This is a genomic window from Kitasatospora sp. NPDC005751 (assembly GCF_040630835.1).
Lineage (GTDB): Bacteria > Actinomycetota > Actinomycetes > Streptomycetales > Streptomycetaceae > Kitasatospora.
Map to the genome: position 1 here is coordinate 45,858 of NZ_JBEXYC010000008.1, position 18,692 is coordinate 64,549.

Consider the following 18,692-nt stretch of genomic DNA (forward strand, 5'->3'; position numbering starts at 1 on the left):
TGCTCCTTGGATATGGGGGCCGCCCGGCCGGCGGCCCGGGGGTTCGGCGGCTGCCGGCGGCTCAAGCGGGTGCCAGGCGGTCGTAGAGGGCGCCGAGGTCGGCGGCCACCCGGACGATGTCGTAGTGGCCGACCGCCGGGGGCCGGGGCAGGGGCTCGGGGCTGTGGTCGTTGAGGTGGCGCAGCTCGCGCAGCGCGGTGGTGTAGGCGGCGGCGTCGGAGGGGATCCGGCGGGCCTGCGGAGCGGCGGCCGGCGGGAGTTCGTCCAGGGCCGGACAGGCGCTGTGGCGGACCGGCAGGCCGGCCGCCAGGCCCTCCAGGACGCCGAGGCCGAAGGTCTCCGCGGTCGAGGGGGCGGCCAGCACGTCCAGCGCGGCCAGCAGGTCGGGGACGTCGTCGCGCTCGCCGGTGAGGACCAGGCGGTCGCGGACGCCGAGTTCGGCGGCCCGCCGCTCCAGGGCGCCGCGTTCGGGGCCCTCGCCGACCAGCACCAGCCGGGCGGCCGGGTCGAGGCCGGCGAGCGCCTCCAGCAGGACGTGGAACCGCTTGCCGGGCACCAGCCGGCCGACCCCGCCGACCACCCAGCTCGCCGCCGGGAGGCCGAGGTCGGCGCGCAGCCGGTGCCGGGCCGCGGCCCGGTCGGCGTCCGGACGGCGGTAGCGGGCGGCGTCGATGCCGTTGGGGATCAGCTCGACCCGGCCCGGCGGCACGCCCCAGGCGTGCAGGGTCTGGGCGACCTGCCGGGACACCGCGACGGTGGTGGTGCCCAGGCGCTCGGCCGCCAGGTAGAGACCCTTGACGCCGCGGGTGACCGGGCGGCCCTCGATCACCCCCGCGTGCAGCGAGTGCTCGGTGGCCACCACCGCCCGGACGCCGGCCAGCCGGGCGGCCAGCCGCCCGTACAGGCCGGCCCGGTAGAGGTGGGTGTGGACGAGGTCGTAGCGGCCGGACCGGATCAGCCGGACCAGCCGGGGCAGCGCGCCGACGTCGCGGTTGCCGCGCATCGCCAGGTGGTGGACGGTGACGCCCTCGGCGCGCAGCGCGGTGGCCACCGTGCCGGGGGTGGTCAGCGCGACCACCTCGCAGTGCTGGTGCGCGGGCAGGTGGCGCAGCAGCAGCTGGAGCTGGCGCTCGGCGCCGCCGGAGGCGAGACCGGTGACGATGTGCAGCACCCTCACCGGTCGGCCCCCCGCCGGCCCGCACGCTCCCCGGCGGGGCGCTCGGACCCGCCCGCGGTGCTCCGGGCCCCGGCGCTCCCCTGCGGCTCCTCGCGCTCGGCGCCGGCCCGGCCCTTCGACGCGGAGCGTGCCGCGAGGCGGTTGCGGCGCAGCTCGGTGACGGTGTCGCGGAGGCGGAGGCGGCCGCGCTTGGCGCGCAGCCGCCAGGCGCCGTCGCGGTCGCCGACGTAGCAGCGGGGCAGCGCGTAGCGGCCGGTGAGCGGGGAGTGCGCGATGGCGCAGGCGTAGTCGTAGCCGGCGTCGCGCACGGCCAGCGTGGCGGGCAGGTCGACGGCGCCGTACGGGTAGCAGAAGCCGGTGACCGGACCGCCGACGACCTCCTCCAGCACGCGCCGGCTCTCCCGGGTCTGGGTGGCCAGGACGTCGGCGGGCAGGCCGGGCAGGGCCTGGTGGCCGAGGCCGTGGGAGCCGATCTCCCAGCCGGCGGCCGCGAGTTCGGTGACCTCCTGGACGGTGAGCAGCTTCTTGCGCGGGCCCTTGACGTCCCAGTCGTTGGCCCGGCCCAGCAGGTCGGCGACCACGTAGGCGGTCGCGGTGAACCCGTACGCCTGCAGAATCGGTACGGCGAAGCGGCCGAAGTCCGCGTAGCCGTCGTCGAAGGTCAGGCCGACCATGTTGTCGGCCCGGCCGGCGGCCCTGGCCCGCATCAGCTCGCGGACCGAGACGCCGCGCCGGCCGCGCCGGTGCAGCCAGGCGATCTGCTCGGCGAAGCGCTCCGGGCTGACGGTCAGCTGGTACGGGTCGTCCTCCTCGACGGCCACCGAGTGGTACATCAGGATCCACGGCGAGGTGGCCTCCTGGACGGGTGCCCGGGTGGCGGGTCGGCGACTTCGGGGCAGCTGTGCCTCCGGGCGGCGGCCCTCGGCGCGCGGCACCTCGGTCCGTGGACCGGCTGCCGCCGGCGCGCCGGAGCGGCGTACGCCCGACAGCACCGACCGTACGGATCCCCGTTCAGCGTCCATGGGGAGGCTTCCCTTCATCGGCAACGGATGGCGGGCACAGGGCCCGGACGACGGCGAGGACCGGTCCGCGCACCTCGCGGGCACCGAGACCGGTGCCGAGGGCGGCGAAGGCGAGCGCCACGGTGAGGCCCCCGAGCAGCGTCGAGAGCAGGGGGTCGGCGGGGAGTCCGGCGGCGGGGGTGCCGAGGACGGCCGCCCCGGCGGCGGCGGCCAGCAACCGGGCGTGGCCGCCGAGGACCAGCCGCAGGCGCAGCGCGATGCCGCGCAGGACGAGCCCGCGCAGCAGCAGCGCCGCGGTGGTGGTGATGCCGGCCGCGTTCCCGGCGGCCAGGCCGAGGGCGCCGAAGCGGGGCGTGGCGAGCAGGCCGACGGCGACGGTGACGACCAGGCCGAGCACCATGGCGGCGGCCGGGTACCAGTCGAGCAGCCGGCGGCCGCCGTCGTCGGTGCTCGGGTCGCCGGCGCGGCGGACCACCGGGCGGAGCGAGAAGTAGGGGCGGATCATCACGCCGATCAGCGCCTGCGCGGGCAGTCCGAAGCTGTAGACGCGGATGACGGCCGCGGTGGCGGCGGTGTCCTGGGCGCCGAAGGCGCCGCGCTGGAAGAGCAGGGCGACCACCGAGGGGGCGCAGGCCAGCAGGAAGGCGGTGCCGAACAGGACGACCGCGGCCGCCTGGCCGAGGTCCTTCTCGACCCGGTCGCGGGCGGCGGTGAGGTCCCCGGCGGCGAGCGCCCGGGCGACCAGCGGGAAGGTCACCGTGCAGATCAGGATGGCCGCCGTCATGGCCAGTTGGGAGACCTTGGCGGCGTAGTTGAGGTGCGAGATGGTGCCGGGCGGCAGCGCGGAGCCGAGGAAGCGCTCGATGAAGACCTGAGCCTGCCGGGTGAGCGTGAAGGCGGCCACCGGCAGCAGCGCGAGCGGGATCAGCACGAGTGCGGGGCGGGCCCGGCGGCCCGCGGCGGCGCGGCCGGACCGCAGCCGGCGCAGGAACGGGACGACCAGCAGACCGGCCATCAGCAGGCTGCCGAGGGCGACGCCGATCGCGGCGGAGCGGACGCCCCAGAGCGCCTGGCAGCTGAGCAGGACGCCGAGGATGCCGACGTTGTAGGCGACGTAGATGCCGGCCGGGGCGGTGAAGCTGTGGTGCGCCCGGAGTGCGGCGGCGAGGTAGCCGGCCACGCCGAAGGGCAGCACGGTGCAGGCGGTGATCCGGGTGCAGGTGACGGCGAGCCCGGGGTCGGCCAGGCCGGGGGCGAGCAGGTCGACCAGCTGGGGGGCGCCGAGCGCGACGCCGAGCGAGAGCGCGGTGAGCGCCAGCAGCAGCCAGGGCAGGGTCGCGCGGACCAGCTGGCGGACCGGGTCGGGCCCGTCGGGGTGCTCCTCCCGCAGGACCAGGGCCAGGGCGAAGGCGGGCACCATGAGGAAGGACATGGCGTCCTCGATCAGCAGCGGTGCGGCGGTCTCCGGGACGGTCCAGGCGACCAGGAACGCGTCGGTGCCCTGGTTGGCGCCGAAGTAGCGGGCCAGCAGCAGGTCGCGGAGCAGGCCGAGGGCGGAGCCGGCGGCGCTGAGCACGGCGGTGATGCCGAAGGCCTTGGCGAGGAAGCCGCGCCGGGAGGCCGCCGTGGTCTCGGCGGCGGGTGCGGAGCGGGGGGCCGGCAGCGTCGGGGTGAGCGCGGTCGGCCGGTCGGTGGTCATCGGGGGGTCGCCTCCGGTGTGGCGCCGGCGGCGGTCCGGGCGGCGAGGCCGAGGACGACGGAGGTCAGCACGGTGGTGGTGCCGCCGATGTCCGCGTAGAGGAAGTCGACCAGGACCCAGACCAGCAGGGCGAGCGCCGCGAGGCCGCTGCCCCGGGCCCGGCGCAGGCACCCGATCAGCAGACCGAGGAACAGCGCGGCGTAGGCGACGATGCCGATCAGCCCCTGCTCGCTGAGGACCAGGAGGTACATGTTGTGCGGGGAGAGCAGCGGTTCGCGCTGGAATCCGATGGTGGCGTCGGCCGCGTCGCTGCCCGAGGAGAGCCGCAACGGGGCGTTGCTGTCGCGCAGTTGCTGGAAGGCCTTGGGGCCGGCGCCGCTGACCGGGTGGTCCTGCCAGATACGCCCGGCGGTGGACCAGAGGTCGTAGCGGTCGGACACCGACTGGTCGGGGGCGGCCGAGACGGAGCCGATGGAGCTGATCCGGGCGGTGACGCCGGAGGCCCCGAGGCCGAGGCCGCCGATCAGCACGACGGCGGCGGCCAGGCCGAGGACGGCGCTGCGGACCGCCAGCCGGGCGTCGGCCCGCAGCAGCAGGACGGCGGCGGCGGCGCCGGTGGCGATCCAGCTGCCGCGGCTGAACGAGACGGCGAGCGGGAAGGCCAGGAAGGCCGCGGCCGCGAACATCGCCCGGCGCAGCTTCGGCCGGCCGGCCGGGCCTCGCTCGGCGAGCCCCAGCGCGAGGGCCGCGAGCAGGCCGTAGCTGACCACGGTGGACATCGCCATGATGTCGAGCGCGCCGAAGGTGCCGACGGCGCGGATCGGCCGGCCGGTGTAGGAGGCGCCCGTCCCGGTGAGGTACTGGTGGGCGCCGACCACGCCCTGGACCAGCGCGGCGGCGACGAAGGAGCCGAGCACCAGCCGCCGGTCGGTGCGGTCGCGCAGCGAGCAGAGGACGGCGGCGGGCACCAGGACGAAGACCTGGGTGAGCCGGACGAAGCCGGTGAGGCTGGCGGCCGGGTCGATCGAGCCGACGGTGGCGACGGCGGCGGCGAACACGATCACGCCGAACTGCACGGCGGCGGTCCGGCCGATCGCGGGGGTGCGGCCGCGCAGCAGCTCGACGGCGGTGACCGCGACCAGGGCCAGCGAGGCGAGGTCGGCGGCGGTGACGTGGACGGCGGCGGTGACGTCCTTCTCTCCGGTGGGGACGCAGACCAGCAGCACGGTGGCGGCGGCGAGCAGGCTGGGCCGGGCGGCGAGCGCCGCGACCGTCCGGTGTAACGCCCGGGCGGGCGTCGGGACGAGATCGAGGGTGAGGGCCACGCTGGTCAGCTTCCGTCCGGGTGGAGCATCAGGGCCGCGGTGCGGCACAGGATCTTGACGTCCTGCCAGAGGCTCCAGCTCTCGATGTAGCGGTTGTCGAAGCGGGCCCGGTCCTCGATGGAGGTGTCCCCGCGCAGGCCGTTGACCTGGGCGAGGCCGGTGAGGCCGACCGGGACGCGGTGGCGGTCCGCGTACTCGGGGTAGGCCTGGCTGAACCGCATGACGAAGTAGGGGCGCTCGGGGCGCGGGCCGACCAGGCTCATGTCGCCGCGCAGCACGTTCCACAGTTGCGGCAGCTCGTCCAGGGAGCTGCGGCGCATCAGCTTGCCGACGGCGCCCATCCGGTGGTCCTGGGAGATGTTCCAGCGGGTCGCCGACTCGTGCTCGTTGCTGGGGCGCAGGGTGCGGAACTTGAGGACGGTGAAGACCCGGCCGTCCAGCCCGGTGCGCTGCTGGCGGAAGAGCACGCCGGGGCCGGTGTCGAAGCGGACGGCGAGCGCGCACAGGGCGAGTACGGGGGCGAGGGCGAGCAGGCCGAGGCCGGCGGCGGTGACGTCCAGGGCGCGCTTGGCGGCCCAGCCGGGGCGGCGCATCGCCGGGCGGTCCACCTTCAGGCAGGGGAAGCCCCAGAGGTGGTCGCCGCCGGTCGAGTGGCCGTTCTCCAGGGAGCCGTACTCGCGCAGCGCGGGCACCAGCCAGACCTGGCAGCCGAGCCGGGCGGCGTCGCGCAGGGCGGCGGCGGTCTCGGCCTCGTCGGCGGCGCCCGCGGTGGCGACGACGTGGTGGATCCGGTGGCGGCGGACCTCGCGCTCCAGCACCTCGCGGCCGCCGAGCACCGGCAGGTCGGTGTCGCCGGCCAGCAGCGGCGGGTCCGGGTCGAGGAAGCCGACCGGGCGCATGCCGTACTCGCCGCGCTCCCTGAGGGCCTCGGCGACCCGGCGGCCGAGCCGGCCGGCGCCGAGGACCAGTACGGGGCTGGGCCGGCTGCGGCGGATCCGGCGGACCAGGTGGAAGAGCAGCGTCCGGCCGCAGACGGCGAGCAGCAGCTGGGCGCCGAGCAGCGCGGTCAGCCGGGCCGGGGTGGCGGGGCCGGTGTCGGGCCAGCGGCCGTCCAGGCAGCCGGCCAGGGTGACGGCGAAGGCGGTGGCCACGACGGCCCGGACGGTCAGCGCGGGGAGCTCGTCGAGGACGGAGAGGGTGAGCCGGGCCCGGTAGAGGCCGCCGGCCAGGTTGAGCAGGAGCAGCAGCGGGAGCAGGGCGGCCACGCCCAGCAGCGGATCGACCCGGACTGCGGGGTCGAGGGCCCGGTTGGCGAGCCCGGTGGCGGTGCACAGGGCGAAGGCGTCGACGGCGGCCAGGGTGACGGGCAGGGCGAGCCGGGAGCGGACCGGTCGGCGGTGGCGGCGGAGCGCCGGGGTGCTGCGGGTCTGTGCGGACCTGGCGGGGCGGTCGAGCAGTCCGGTGGCGGGCCGGCGCGGGCCGGACAGGGGCCGACCGGGCCGTGGCACGCTGTCGTGGTCAATGGTCATCAGCGCACGAACTCCCCTGCTGTGTGCCCGGGGTGACGGCGGCCCGGCACCGGTTGGCCCGGGGCGGCCGTCCCGGCCCGGTGGGCGCGGTCCTGACTGCACCTGCTGCCGCTGGCGGCTTTCGGTTCTCTCGCGAATTCCCGGCGTGAAATCGAAATGAAGCAGGCAAAATCAGACAGTACCGAACGTGGCCCTGGATGCTGGAAGTTGACTTGCCATTTCATTCCAGCCGCCCATTAATAGGTATTTCCGATTTCACCCCTCGCCCACAAACCGGTTGAGGGTGCGAATACGACAGCTCCCAGCGGAGGGCATTCACGGCATGTGAAACGATCAGATCCGCTCTGGGACACGGGCACGGCGGCGTCCGGCCGCCGGCCCGGCGCCCAGTAGATCGCGGTAGAGCGCGTCCACCTGTTCGACCACCGATCGCACGTCATGGCGCGCCACGGCGTGCTCGCGCAGGCGCGCACCGCGTCGCTCGCACTCGATCGGGTCGGACAATGCTTCGGCCATTCGGGTGGCGAGCGCGGCGGCGTCCTCGGGCGGCACGACCGCGCACTTCCGCTCGGTCGGAGGCAGGCATTCACGGGCTCCGGGCACGTCCGTCAACAGGACCGGCCGGCCCGCCGCCATCGCCTCCAGCGGCGCCAGCGCCATCCCCTCCCAGCGCGAGGGCAGCACCACCAGATCGGCCGCCGCCAGCCACGGCCGCGGATCCGGCACCTCCCCGGCCAGCCGGATCCGGGACGGTTCGGCCGACTCCCGGACGGCGGCGGCCAGCCGGGCCTCCTCCGGACCGGTGCCGACCAGGGCCAGCCGGGCCTGCGGCACCAGCCGCAGCACCTCGGGCCACGCGTCGAGCAGCACGTCCTGGCCCTTCTGGCGGCAGAGCCGGCCCACGCAGACCGCCAGCGGCGCGTCGAGGTCGAGGCCGAGCGCGATCCGGGCGGCCCGGCGGTCGGCGGGCGCGTAGTGGCGCACGTCCACACCGTTGGGCACCACCGCCCAGTCGGCGTGCAGGCCCGCGGCGACGCCGTCCGCCCGCTCCTGGACGCTGACGCAGAGCAGGCGGTGCGCCCAGCGGGTCGCGTAGCGCTCCCAGCGCAGGGTGGCCGCGGCCAGCGCGCCGTCCACGGCGGCGAACGACCAGGCGTGCGGCTGGAACACGGTCGGCATCGCGCCCCGGATGGCCAGCCGGCCCGCCAGTCCGGCCTTGGCGCTGTGCAGGTGGACCATGTCGGGCGCGGCGGCGCGGACGATCCGGCGCAGCCGCCACGCCTCGGCGGCGACGGACGGGCCGGGCGAGCGGCGGGCGGGCCAGTCCTGGACCAGCGCCCCGGCGGCGGCGGCCTCCTCGGCCAGCCGGCCGCCGCGCGGGCAGGCGACCAGGACCCGGTGGCCGGCCTCGCGCTGGCCGCGGACCAGGTCGACGACGACGCGGGCGACCCCGCCGTCGACGGGCTGCGAAATGTGAAGGATCGTCATATGCACGGCGGCGAGCCTAGGGTGGCTCCGCCGTGCCCGGGAGCCGTCGTCACCCGCAGGTGGCGGCCGTCCACCCGTACGGCTTGCTTGTCGTACGGGTGGGCGAGGCCGTCGAATCTTCTTGCTGGTCCGGCGCCCGGGGCGGCGGCCGGCGGCCCTCCCCGGCCGGCCCGGACGCGCCCGGTCTCAGCGGACCTCGGCCGCCAGGTTGGCCAGGATCTGGTCGTGGATCCGGTTCAGGCCCTTCGGCGCGAAGGTGCGCTCGAAGAAGCCGCCGATGCCGCCCGCACCCTGCCAGGTGGCCGAGACGGTGACCTTCGACCGGCCCTCACCGGCCGCGGCGACCGTCCAGGTGATCACCATGCTGGAGTTGGCGTCCTTCTCCACCAGTTGGTCCGGCGTCGGCGCCGAGACGGTGAACAGGCAGTCCCGCACCCGCTTCTCGGTGGCCTGGAGCCGCCAGTGCACCTGGGTGCCCGCGCCGGTGCCGCCGACCCGGACCTCGTACTCGCTGTACTGCGCCGGCAGCAGCTTGGGGCGGGTCACCTGGTAGTCGGCCAGCGCCTCGTAGACCCGCTCGGGGGCCGCCTCGTAGACCCGCTCGGTGGTGGCCTGTACCTGTCCCATGACCGTGCTCTCCTCGTCTGGTACGTCCGGTTTCACCGGCTAGCCAACCACAGCGCACGGCCCGGGACGGTGCAGGGGCTCGGGGTGGCACCGCGTCCCGGCCGGCCGTGGCGCGCCGGGCCGGGCTCAGGACAGGCGCAGGCCCCCCGTCCGCTGCGCCCGCGCCTCGCCGAGGCGCAGCGCCAGTGCCGCGCCCGCCAGCAGCAGCACGCAGAGCACGGCCAGCCGGCCGAGCCCGGGGGCGAGTTCGCCGACCCCCTCCCGCTCCAGCAGCGCGCCGCGGACCACGGCCAGGCTGCCGGTCAGCGGCAGCGCCGCGCCGAGCATCCGCAGCACCCCGGGCAGCGCGAAGACCGGCAGCCGGACCCCGGCGACGAACCACATCGGATCGTCCAGCACGGTGTAGACGAAGGTGGAGTCGCGCGAGAACACCATCAGACTGTTGAGCAGCGCGCCCCAGGCCACCGCGGGCAGCAGCAGGGCGAGGAGCACCACCGGGTAGACCCAGGGCCCGGCGACGTCCAGGCTGCCGAAGCCGAAGGCGGCGGCGCCCAGGAAGCAGGTGAGCAGCCAGGCGTTCTGCAGCAGTGCGCCGGCGCCGTTGGCCAGCATCAGGACCAGCCGGTCGGCGGGCGAGAGGAAGAGCAGCTCCAGCGTGCCGGTGGTGCGCTCGTAGGCGAAGTTCCACGCGGACTGGACGAGCGAGAAGAAGAACGCCCAGGCCAGCGCACCGGTCGCGAGGAAGCCGAGCAGCTTGGCCGGGTCGGCGGCGAGCGGCCAGCGGGCGGCGGCGGCCGAGCCGGCGGCGATCGGGTGCAGCGTGTAGTAGGTGGCGGCCAGTTGGAGCACCGGCCAGACCAGCATCGAGGCGAGCACCAGCGGCTGGCCGAAGAGCGTGCGGTGCTGCTTCAGCGCCTCGGCGGCGAACACCTTGCCGGCGTGCCGCAGCGGCCGGGTGGCGAGGCGGTCGCCGTCCGGGCGGGGCGGGCGGCGGGTGCCCGGGCGGGGTGGCGGGAGGATGCGGCCGACGGGGTGGGGCGGCCGGGCGCCCCGGTCGGCCGCGGCGAGCAGCAGCAGCTCGACGGAGGGCGGCGCGGGGTGCGCCGGCCGGGTCGACGGGCCGGTCACGCGGCCACCTCCGAGGGGGCGCCGGCGGGCGCCGGGGCGGTGTCGGTGAGCGCCAGGACGGCGTCCTCCAGGGTGGCCTCGGTGACCTCCAGCCCGCCGATCGACCCGCCGGCGGCGACGATCGCCCCCGCCAGCGGGCCGGCCACGTCCTCGGGATGGCGGACGGTGACCAGCAGGCCGCCCTGCCCGGTGGCCCCGAGCTCGGCGCGGACACCGAGGCGGAGCGCGAAGTCGGCCACGGCGGCCTCCAGTTCGGGAGAGGGATTGGTGACGGTGACCCGGACGCTGCGGTGGCTGCCGGTCGCGGCCTTGAGCTCGGCCGGGCTGCCGGCGGCGAGGTGGCGCCCGCCGGAGATCACGTAGACGTGCCCGCACAGCTCCTCGACCTCGGTCAGGTAGTGCGAGGTGAGCAGCACGCCGCGCCCCTCGGCGGCGAGGGCGGCGACCACCCGGCGCAGGTCCCGGGCGATCGGCGCGTCCAGGCCGAGGGTGGGCTCGTCAAGCAGCAGGTAGGCCGGGTCGTTGATCAGGCCGCGGGCGATCGAGAGCCGCTGGGTCATGCCGCGCGAGTACCGCTCGACCGGGGTGTCGGCGGCTCCGGTGAGGCCGACCAGCTCCAGGAGTTCGCCGATCCGGGGGCGCAGGACCGCGCCGGGGACGTCGTAGAGGTGGCCGAAGTAGCGGAGGTTCTCGGCGCCGGTGAGCTTGCCGTAGACCATCCGCTCGCCGCCGGCGATCAGGTTGATCCGGCGCCGGGCCGCGCGGGCGTGCTCGACCAGGTCGAGGCCGTCCAGGGTGACGGTGCCGGAGGTGGGACGGAGCAGGGTGGCGAGGATCTTGATGGTGGAGGTCTTGCCCGCGCCGTTGAGGCCGAGCAGTCCGGTGACCCGGCCGGCCGGGATCTCCAGGTCGAGGCCGTCGACGGCGGTCTTCACGGCGCGCGGGCCGAAGAGGCCCTTCTCCCGGCTGCGGAAGGTCTTGCGCAGGGCGGTGGTGCGGATCATGTCACTGGCTCCGGTTCGGGTGGTCCATGCGTCGGGGGCTCCGTTCGGAGGCGGTTCAGAAGCTCCGCTCGGCGGCTCGGCGCTCGGCGGCGGGCAGCAGCCGCAGACCGAGCAGCAGGTAGCCCAGGCTGAGGGCGAGGCAGGTCACCAGCCGCGCGGTGAGCTCGGTGAGCGGCTGCCCCCGGCCGAGCGCGCCGCGCAGCACGTCCATCGCGGAGGTGACGGGCAGCAGCTCGGCCAGCCACCGGGCGGGCACCGGCAGGTAGCTGTTGGGGAAGGTGATGCCGCAGAGCAGCGAGACGGCGAGGAAGACGGTGTTCTGCGAGATGTGCGCCTCGCCGGCGACGATCATCAGCGCGCCGAGCAGCACCGCGACGGCGAAGACGGCGGCGCTGAGCGCGAGCAGCCCGGCGAGGGCGGCGAGCGGGTGCCAGGCGGGCAGCGTGACGCCGAGCGCCGCGGCGAACCCGCCGAGCAGGCCGACCTCGACGGCGGTGTTGAGCAGCGCGAACCCGGTGAAGCCGAGCAGGTAGGGCAGCCGCCCGGCGGGGGCGATCAGCAGCGCGCCCAGGGTGCCCTGGCGCTGCTCGGTGATCAGCGCCTTGCTGCTCCAGAGCAGCATCCGGACGGTGAACATGTAGCCGGCCGCGCCGATCGCGATGTAGCCGAGGTAGTCGGCGCCTCCGGTGCGGGCGGTGAAGTCCTCGGCCACCGAGCCGCCGCCGATGGCGTGCAGGCCCAGGTAGGACAGGCCGAGGGTGAAGACGCCGATCAGCAGACAGCCGACGGCGTAGGACCACGGGTAGGCCCGGAAGGTCATCGTCCAGGTGCGGCGCAGCGTCGCCCAGGCGACGGACATCTGCTCCCCCATTCGTTCTCGTTCGTCCTCAGGCGCACTCGTTCCGCGTGAGTTTTCATCAGGAACTTACAAGTTCCCTTTCGGAACTCGCAAGGGGGTGCGAGGATGGACCGTCCTGGACGTGAGAGGAGCGACGGTGCTCAAAGAGGTACCCGCGCGGGACGCCACCTGCGCGATCGCCCAGTCGGCGGCCGTGATCGGCGACTGGTGGAGCATCCTGATCGTCCGCGAGTCGGCGCGCGGCCTGCTGCGCTTCGACGAGCTCCAGCACGAGCTGGGCATCTCCCGGAAGGTCCTCACCGAGCGGCTCGGCCACCTGACCGAGGCAGGCGTGCTGGTCCGGGTGCCGTACCAGAGCGCCCCGGTGCGCCACGAGTACCGGCTCACCGAGGCCGGCCGGGCGCTGCTGCCGGTCCTGGTCGCGATGCAGGACTGGGCGGACCGCTGGCTGCTCGGCGACGGCGCGCTCTCCGGCTCGGCCGCGCCCGACAGCGCGGAGGCCGCCCGGCTGGCGGCGCTGCCCGGCACCCGGCTGCCGGCGCTCACCCTGCCCGCGCACACCGGCGGCGAGCTGGACCCGGTCGATCCGGCGGCCGGCGCCACGGTGCTGTTCTGCTACCCGGCCACCGGCCGCCCCGGGCCACTGCCGCCGGGCTGGGGCGACATCCCCGGCGCGGTCGGCTGCACGCTGGAGAACCGGCTCTTCCGCGAGGCGTACCCCGAGTTCCGCGCGGCCGGTCTGGCGCTGCGCGGGGTGTCCACCCAACGGCCCGACGAACAGCGGGAGTTCGCGGCGGCGGAGGAGATCCCCTTCCCCCTCCTGTCCGACCTGGACGTCCGGCTGGCGGCCGCCCTGCGACTGCCCACCTTCCACGTCGGCCAGGGCCTGCGGCTGAAGCGGGCGGTGCTCGTGCTGGACCGCACCCGGGTGGTGCGCCGGGTGGCCTTCCCGGTCACCGACATCCCCGCCGCCGTCCGGCAGGCGCTCGCGGACGCGCGCGAGGTGGCGCTGGAAAGCCGCTGAACGGGTCGGGCCCGGAAGGCGCACGGGTTAGGGTGACGGATGTGCTCGATCAGGTGACAGCAGTGCGCTACGTCGATCCGCTGCGGGCCGGCGGCTCCGTCCCCGGCGTCGTGGAGACCGACGACCTCGGCACCTACGTGGTCAAGTTCATCGGTGCCGCGCAGGGCCGCAAGGCCCTGGTGGCCGAGGTGATCGTCGGTGAACTGGCCCGGCGGCTCGGCCTGCCGGTGCCGGAACTCCGGCTGGTCGACTTCGACCCGGCGGTCGCCGACGCCGAGCCCGACCCGGAGGTCCAGGACATCCTCCGGGCGAGCCGCGGACTCAACCTCGGGATGGACCTGCTACCCGGCGCCCGCGACTTCAGGCCCGGCATGATCCCCGTCGGGCCGGCCGAGGCCGGCCGGGTGGTCTGGCTGGACGCGCTCACCGGCAATGTCGACCGCAGCGTGCACAACCCCAATCTGATGGTCTGGCACGGCAAGCTCTGGCTGATCGACAACGGCGCCGCGCTGGTCTTCCACCACCGCTGGTCCGGCGCCGCGGGCTCGGTGGGCAAGCGCTACGACCTGAGCGCCCACGCCCTCGGCGGCTACGCCCCCGACGTCGCGCTGGCCGACGATGAGCTCGGGCCGCTGGTCACCACCGCGCTGCTGGAGGAGGTCGTGGCGCTCGTCCCCGACGCGTGGCTGGCCGGCGAGCCCGGCTTCGACTCGGTGGCGGCGGTGCGGCACGCCTACGTCGCCCACCTCGCCGCCCGTGCGGCGCGCTCCCGCGACTGGCTGCCGGACGGCTTCGCCACGCCCGAGCAGGTGCGCGAGGCCGAGCGCCGGCGGGCCGCCGCCAGCCGGGCCGGCCGGCCCGCCTGGCTCCAGGAGGTGCCGGACCTGCACGGCAAGCCGGCGGTCGAGACGGTCTGGGACCACCACTTCGAGTGAGGGCCGGGGCGCCCCGCTACCCGTGAGGGGTGGGGAGCGGGACCGAAGTCCCGCTCCCCACCCCTTGGTTCGATCAGCGCCGGCCGCTCGGGCCGTCGGCGCCTACCGTGCGGTCAGCGCGTCAGCGCCACCACTGGACCGCCTTCTCGGCGTTGATGATGCCCGCGCCGTAGAAGCCGTTGTCGTCCGCGCCGCCCTCGCAGGTGGCCGCCCACGTGCCGGTGCCGCCCGGGTTGTACGGGCCCGAGGGGCAGGCGTGCGACTCGGCCTGGTTGGTCAGCAGCTCGGTCAGCTCCTCCGGGCTCGCCCACGGGAAGGTGCTGGCGAGCAGCGCCAGGACGCCGGCCGCGTGCGGGGAGGCCATCGAGGTGCCCTGCATGTAGCCGTAGCGGCCGCCGGGGATGGTGGAGAGGGTGCGGCCGTTCTTGTCCGGGGTGTCCGGGATCTGGTAGAGCCGGTCGCCACCGGGGGCGGCGACGGTCACCTTGTCCTTGCCGTAGCTGGAGTAGTACGACTTGTCACCGTTGACGCCCACCGAGGAGACCGAGACCACGCCGTCCAGCTCGGTCGGCAGGTTGAGGCAGTCCTGGGTGATCGGGCGGGTGCCCGGGGTGGTGTCGTCCGGGCTGCTGACGTCCACGGTCTTGTGGGCGAGGTCGATGTTCTCGTTGCCCGCCGCGGCCACGTTGAGGACGCCCTTGCGCTGCGAGAACTCGACCGCGCGGCGCACGGCGGTGGTGATCGCCGCCTGGTCCGCGTCGTTCTGGCAGTTGAACATCCACGGGTCGACGTAGTAGCTGTTGTTGGTCACCTTGAACTTGTGCTCACCGGCCCAGACGAAGCCGCAGATCGCGTACTCCGGGTAGATGAACCCGCCGTCGTCGACGACCTTGACGGCGGCCAGCTTGACGTTCGGGGCTATGCCCTCGATGCCCTTGCCGTTCTTGGCCGCGGCTATGGTGCCGGCCACGTGGGTGCCGTGGTCGCCGTCGGGGCCCGGCTGCCAGGCCGCCCAGTCGGTGTTCGGCTTGCCGCCGTCGATGCAGGAGACCGACTGCGAGGCGTCGACGTTGGCGGCGAGGTCCTCGTGGGTGCCGTCGATGCCGGAGTCCAGCACGCCGACGGTCACGTTGCGGCTGCCCAGGGAGAGCTTGTGGGCCTTGTCCACGCCGATCTGACGCATGTCCCACTGGTTGGCCCAGTAGGGCTCCTGGCCGGCCGCGGCGGCGGTGACCGGCTCGGCGGCGACCTCGGCCTTCTGCGTCTCGGCGGCCGTGATGCCCTTGGTGCGGCTGGTGCCGACCGACTGGACGCCCTTCGCCTTCCGCAGCTTGGCGGCGAACTGGGTGTCGGTCGAGCGGGCGATCACCACGCCGATCTGCTCGTACGAGTACACCACGGTGCCGCCGAGGGTCGTGACGGCCTTCTCGACCTTCTGCACCTGGCCGTGGTTGGCCTGGGTGTTGACGACGTAGCTCAGCAGCGGCCCGGTGGTCGGCTCGGCCCCGGAGGCGGCGACGGCGGTCCCGGCGGGCAGTGCCAGGGCACTGGCCGCGGCGAGGGCGACGCCCACTGCGGCGTACCGGGTCCGGCTGATCCGAGGAACACTCATAGGGGTTGGCCCTCCCGAGTCGTCGTGCAGCTGCGGATGGCAGGTGCAGTGGAATGATCGGGACGCTAGTGAACATGCGTTGCAATCCGCAAGAGGTAGTCATCTAATCGACACCGTTCGGCCACTTCCGAGGGGTGTGGCTCCGGCCGATCCGACTCGGTGTCAATCCATACGGTGAATATTCGGCCCGCGCGCGCTTTCCCTCACCGGGGCGTAGACGATCCACAATTCCCGGGCCACCGGGGCCGCTCGGCGCACCCGGTCAGGGGCCGCCGCCGGGGCGCCCGCACCGCGCCGACCAGGGCCGGACGCTCCACCGGCCGGCCGGCCCGGGCCGCTACCGCGCCCGCCCGCCGCTCAGAGCCGGTACAGGCGACGGGCGTTGTCCGCCGCGACCTGCCGGGCGAGGTGGCGGCCGTCGGCCGCCGAGCAGGCGCCGTCCGCGCGCCAGCCGTCCAGCAGGGTGCCCAGGCCGTGCCGGAACTGGGCGGCGCCCACCAGGTAAAGCTCCGGCAATCCGTAGGCGTCGGTGGAGAAGAGCAGCTTGCCGAACGGCGCCAGCTCCAGCATCTCGCCGAGTACGGCGGCCACCCGGGGCCCGACGTAGGAGGCCGTCAGCCCGAGGTCGGCGTACACCAGCGGGAAGGCCTGGGCCAGCCAGGCCGCCTGCCGGTGGTAGGGATATCCGTGCAGGAGCACCAGCGGAACGCCGCTCGGCTCGGCGGCCCGGACGAAGTCGGTCAGCAGCGACGGGTCGGCCCGGTGCAGGGTGAGGTCCGGATCGCCGAACCCGGTGTGCAGTTGGAGCGGCAGGCCGAGCTCGGCGCAGACGTCGAGGGCCGTCCAGAGCAGGTGGCGCAGCAGCACGGGGTGGCTCAGCCGGCCGCGCCCGGCGCGCAGCCACTCCCCGGCGGCCGCCACCACCACCGCCGGGGCGGGGCGCTCGGCCGGTACCGCCAGGCCGTGCCGGTAGGCCACCACCGACTTGACCGCCACCGCGCCGGCCGCCGACGCGGCCAGCGCCTCGCGGACGAGAGCCGGCCAGGCCCCGGCCGACGTCGAGACCGTCTCGGCGACGGACTCCAGCCGGACCACCTCGCGCACCCGGGCGCCGGCCGCCTCGGCGAACTCGCTGAGCGGGAGCAGCGGGTGGCCGGCCGCCTCGGCCAGGCCGGTGTCCACCAGGCAGGTGTCCAGCCCGGCGGCCGCCAGCAGCCGCCGGGTGGCCTCGGCGGCGCCCAGCTCCGCCCGCCGGGCCAGGTAGTCGGCGGCGGGGGCGTGCACGGGCAGCCCGAGTGCGGGCGGGCACCAGCGCCGCACGGCCAGGCCGAGGGCGCTGTCGAACGGCGTGGTGCCGGGCGCGGGCGGGCGGTCGGACTCGGTGAGCAGCCCGGCCAGCGCGCCGTCGGCGAGGTCGGCCACCACCACGCTGTGGCAGTGGTGGTCGACCAGCGCCGGCACCTCCAGCGAGCGCACCGGTCAGTACCGCCAGCGGGTGGCCGCGACCAGCTGCTCCGGGGTGGCCGAGGCGTGGCGCTCGCTCTCGCTGCGGCGGACGGCCAGCACCGCCTCGTACAACGGCTCGCCGAGCGCCTCGCGGAGCACCGCCGACTGCTGGTAGGCCGCGAGCGCGTCACCCGGACCCGCCGGGAGCCGGGGCACCGTGCCGGGCGCGGCCTCGGCCGGGTCACCGGTGAACTCGGGCGGGAGCGCGAGCCGTTGCGCCAGCCCGGCGAGACCGGTGGCGAGCACCCCGCCGATCGCCAGGTACGGGTTGGCGGTGGCGTCGAAGCACTTGATCTCGGCGTTGGCCGCGGTGGCGCGCTCCCCGGTGGAACCCGTCACCAGGCGCAGCGCCGCCTCCCGGTTCTCCAGGCCCCAGCACTGGTAGGCGCCGGCCCAGTGCGAGGGCACCAGCCGCAGGTACCCGGCCGGGCTGGAGGAGCCGAGCACCAGCAGCTCGGGCAGCGCGCCGAGCACTCCGGCGAGGAAGCCCTCCGCCTCGGCCGTCAGCCCGTGCGGGCCGGCTCCGCCGCGGGCGAGGTTCCGGCCGTCCCGCCAGAGGCTGAGGTGGAGGTGGCCGCCGTTGCCGACCGAACCGGCCTCGACCACCGGGGCGAAGGAGGCGCGCAGGCCGTGCCGGGCGGAGACGGCGCGGACGGTCTGGCGGACCAGGACGGAGGTGTCGGCGGCCTCGACCGGCCCCTCCGGGGCGACCGACACCTCGAACTGGCCCGGCGCGTACTCGGGGTGGATCTGCAGGACGGCGAGGCCCTGCGCGCCGAGGGCGTGCAGCACCTCGCGCAGGTAGTCGCAGAGGTCGGTCAAACGCTGCATGCCGTAGGCCGGGCCGTCGGTCGGGTAGCGGGGCTCCTCCTGTGCCGGCCCGGCGAGCGCGACCACCCACTCGACCTCGATACCGGCCTTGACGGTGATCCCGCGCTCGGCGGCGGCGGCCGTCATCCGGCGGGCGAACAGCCGCTGGCAGCCCGGGTGCGGGGCGCCGGCCTGGGTGTACCGCTCGCCCGGGGCCCAGGCCCAGCCGGGCTGGGCGGCCAGCGGGACCACCCGGTCGAGGTCCGGGTAGAGCCGGAGGTCGCCGGTGGGCCCGCCGACCGACCGGCTGGTGACGATCGAGTCGTCGGCCAGGAAGACGTCGAAGCAGGGCGCCGTGCCGACACCCCACTCGGCGGCGTGCACCAGCCCGTCCAGCGGGACGGCCTTGACCCGGGCGATGCCCGCGTTGTCCACCCAGGTGACGGCGACCGCCTCGACCCCCGCCGGGCGCAGCCGCTCGACGGCCGCCTGCGCCCGCTCGCCGCGCTCGGCCCGCGGCGGCAGGGCAACGGCGGCCGCCGGGCCCGCGGACGGGTCGGGCGCGGCGGCGGGCCCGGACGCGGCGGCGGGAGCCGCGCCCCGGGTGGGCTCGGACGGGTCGGCGAGGCCGGCGGAGGAGACGGCTCCGGTGCTCATGCGGCCATGCTGTCGTGCCCGCCGACCAGGGGGAATTCCCCTATCGGGTGGTTCCGGCGGACGCCTGTCCACCCGTTCACTCCTGCGGGTCGCACCCCGGGCCGCACACCGGGCCGCCGCGGATCCCGGGACCCGGCCGCCCCGGGCGCGGGCCGGCGGCGACCCGGGGCGGCCGGGAATCCGGTGGCGCCCGCCCCCTTCCTACTGGCGAGTAGCTTCGCTACAGTGTCCGCACGCACCACCGTCGGGCTTCGGGAGCCGCACCGACGGGGTCGCCGGCCGGCGCGTGA

At 75.5% G+C, this 18,692-nt stretch carries 15 protein-coding genes; 2 read left to right on the forward strand and 13 right to left on the reverse strand.

Annotation, left to right across the window (positions count from 1 at the left end; genetic code table 11):
* Window positions 1-61 precede the first annotated feature (61 nt).
* The 10 genes from ABZ497_RS11055 to ABZ497_RS11100 all read right to left on the reverse strand — a co-directional run bounded on the left by ABZ497_RS11055 (window position 62) and on the right by ABZ497_RS11100 (window position 11,870).
* Complete coding sequence (locus ABZ497_RS11055) at window positions 62-1,177, reverse strand: glycosyltransferase (RefSeq protein ID WP_359804359.1); 1,116 nt, start codon at window positions 1,175-1,177, stop codon at window positions 62-64.
* Window positions 1,174-2,199, reverse strand: a complete 1,026-nt coding sequence (locus ABZ497_RS11060; RefSeq protein ID WP_359804360.1) for a polysaccharide deacetylase family protein — start codon at window positions 2,197-2,199, stop codon at window positions 1,174-1,176. The genes ABZ497_RS11055 and ABZ497_RS11060 overlap by 4 nt, the downstream gene beginning before the upstream one ends.
* Window positions 2,189-3,898 (reverse strand): lipid II flippase MurJ, encoded by a 1,710-nt coding sequence (locus tag ABZ497_RS11065; protein WP_359804361.1) that lies wholly within the window; start codon window positions 3,896-3,898, stop codon window positions 2,189-2,191. Before ABZ497_RS11065 ends, ABZ497_RS11060 begins: the two co-directional genes overlap by 11 nt.
* Window positions 3,895-5,223, reverse strand: coding sequence for an O-antigen ligase family protein (locus ABZ497_RS11070; RefSeq protein ID WP_359804362.1), 1,329 nt, complete (start codon window positions 5,221-5,223; stop codon window positions 3,895-3,897). Before ABZ497_RS11070 ends, ABZ497_RS11065 begins: the two co-directional genes overlap by 4 nt.
* Window positions 5,224-5,228: 5 nt before the next feature.
* Entirely contained in the window at window positions 5,229-6,752 is a 1,524-nt protein-coding gene (locus tag ABZ497_RS11075) for an exopolysaccharide biosynthesis polyprenyl glycosylphosphotransferase (RefSeq protein WP_329490108.1), read from the reverse strand.
* A gap of 333 nt (window positions 6,753-7,085) precedes the next feature.
* Window positions 7,086-8,240 carry a glycosyltransferase gene (locus ABZ497_RS11080; protein WP_359804363.1) on the reverse strand — a complete coding sequence of 385 codons (1,155 nt, stop codon included), beginning with the start codon at window positions 8,238-8,240 and terminating at the stop codon, window positions 7,086-7,088.
* A gap of 186 nt (window positions 8,241-8,426) precedes the next feature.
* Window positions 8,427-8,867 (reverse strand): SRPBCC family protein, encoded by a 441-nt coding sequence (locus ABZ497_RS11085; protein WP_359804364.1) that lies wholly within the window; start codon window positions 8,865-8,867, stop codon window positions 8,427-8,429.
* A gap of 126 nt (window positions 8,868-8,993) precedes the next feature.
* Window positions 8,994-9,995: an ABC transporter permease gene (locus ABZ497_RS11090; RefSeq protein WP_359804365.1), complete on the reverse strand. Its 1,002-nt coding sequence runs from the start codon at window positions 9,993-9,995 to the stop codon at window positions 8,994-8,996.
* On the reverse strand, window positions 9,992-10,999 hold the full coding sequence (locus tag ABZ497_RS11095) for an ABC transporter ATP-binding protein (RefSeq protein ID WP_359804366.1): 1,008 nt from the start codon (window positions 10,997-10,999) through the stop codon (window positions 9,992-9,994). The genes ABZ497_RS11090 and ABZ497_RS11095 overlap by 4 nt, the downstream gene beginning before the upstream one ends.
* A 55-nt stretch (window positions 11,000-11,054) precedes the next feature.
* The gene (locus tag ABZ497_RS11100; RefSeq protein WP_359804367.1) at window positions 11,055-11,870 is read right to left on the reverse strand and encodes an ABC transporter permease; all 816 of its coding nucleotides are present in this window, start codon (window positions 11,868-11,870) and stop codon (window positions 11,055-11,057) included.
* A gap of 124 nt (window positions 11,871-11,994) precedes the next feature.
* Here ABZ497_RS11100 and ABZ497_RS11105 point away from each other — a divergent pair, with 124 nt between their 5' ends.
* Window positions 11,995-12,882, forward strand: a complete 888-nt coding sequence (locus ABZ497_RS11105; protein WP_359804368.1) for a winged helix-turn-helix transcriptional regulator — start codon at window positions 11,995-11,997, stop codon at window positions 12,880-12,882.
* 41 nt (window positions 12,883-12,923) lie between these two features.
* Window positions 12,924-13,817, forward strand: a complete 894-nt coding sequence (locus tag ABZ497_RS11110) for a HipA family kinase (protein WP_359804369.1) — start codon at window positions 12,924-12,926, stop codon at window positions 13,815-13,817.
* Between the two features lie 121 nt (window positions 13,818-13,938).
* On the opposite strand, the gene ABZ497_RS11115 is transcribed toward ABZ497_RS11110, so the two are convergent.
* The 3 genes from ABZ497_RS11115 to ABZ497_RS11125 all read right to left on the reverse strand — a co-directional run bounded on the left by ABZ497_RS11115 (window position 13,939) and on the right by ABZ497_RS11125 (window position 18,402).
* The gene (locus ABZ497_RS11115) at window positions 13,939-15,429 is read right to left on the reverse strand and encodes a S8 family serine peptidase (RefSeq protein WP_329490100.1); all 1,491 of its coding nucleotides are present in this window, start codon (window positions 15,427-15,429) and stop codon (window positions 13,939-13,941) included.
* 357 nt (window positions 15,430-15,786) lie between these two features.
* Window positions 15,787-16,905 (reverse strand): amidohydrolase family protein, encoded by a 1,119-nt coding sequence (locus ABZ497_RS11120; RefSeq protein ID WP_359804370.1) that lies wholly within the window; start codon window positions 16,903-16,905, stop codon window positions 15,787-15,789.
* A 3-nt stretch (window positions 16,906-16,908) separates the two neighbouring features.
* A complete protein-coding gene (locus ABZ497_RS11125) occupies window positions 16,909-18,402 on the reverse strand; it encodes a glutamine synthetase family protein (RefSeq protein ID WP_359804371.1) in 1,494 nt (497 codons plus the stop codon).
* Window positions 18,403-18,692 lie beyond the last annotated feature (290 nt).